The 828-nt window shown below is 73.8% G+C and carries 1 protein-coding gene and 1 pseudogene; both read right to left on the bottom strand.

Annotation, left to right across the window (positions count from 1 at the left end; all coding sequences use genetic code 11):
• Positions 1-241: pseudogene (locus GTP90_RS35905) on the bottom strand (secretion protein HylD); the annotation flags it as partial.
• On the bottom strand, positions 238-828 hold a 591-nt coding region (locus tag GTP90_RS35900), incomplete at its 5' end, for a putative Ig domain-containing protein (protein ID WP_175048360.1). The gene GTP90_RS35900 and the pseudogene GTP90_RS35905, both read right to left, overlap by 4 nt.

Genomic DNA, 828 nt, shown 5'->3' with positions numbered 1-828 from the left:
CGCGGCACAGCTGGTCCAGCCAGTGCGCGTAGGGCGCGTTGGCTTCGACCGCCACCACGCCGGACAGCGTGTGGACCGCGCCGGGGCCCAGCCACAGCGCGGCCTGGCGGTAGGGCGCCAGCGCGCGGCTGTCGTTGACCGCGATGAAGGCCAGTTCGTTGGCGCTGGCCGCGGCGCGGGCGCGCTGGGCCAGTTCCAGCAGGGACAGCAGCGGATTGCCCGGCGGTGCGCCGTCGTTCATGCAGCCGCTTTCGCCGCCGCCGCGCTACGCGACAGCACCGCCAGGCGCTCGGCGCCGGCGCCGCGCGCCGCGCGCATTTGCTCGTCCAGGCCGCTGCGGCCCAGCGGCAAGGCGTCGATGGACGAGCTCTTGACGGCCCGGCCCTCCTTGCTGACGACGATCTTGAAGGTCTGCACGGCGACCCTGCCATGGCTGTCGCGCGCCGTGATCTTGAAGCTCAGCGTGCCTTCAAAGCCCGGCGGCGGCGTGCCTTCGAAGCGCGCCGCGCCGGGGTCGAACCTGATCCAGGACGGCAGCGGCTTGCCGTCCGCCGTCTGCGCGCTCAGCGAAAATGGCGAGGCGCCGCTGGTCGAGGCGAAGCTGTCCGGCGCCACCTGCACTGAAATGGCCTTGCCGCTGCTGACGGTCACATCCGGGATCGGCGTGTTGACCACCAGCGCGTCGCCGGCGAACGGCAGGTCGGGCAGGCCGTTCGGGGTGAAGGCGGTCAGCAGCGTCCCGGGGTCGGTCAGCGTGGGCAGGCCGGGCGGCGCCAGCGGATTGGCGGGCGTGTTCGGCCCGGCGGGGCCGCCAAGGCCGCCGCTGGC

The sequence above is a fragment of the Duganella vulcania genome (assembly GCF_009857655.1).
Classification (GTDB): Bacteria; Pseudomonadota; Gammaproteobacteria; order Burkholderiales; family Burkholderiaceae_D; genus Rugamonas; species Rugamonas vulcania.
This window is presented reverse-complemented; position numbering and strand designations above follow the sequence as displayed.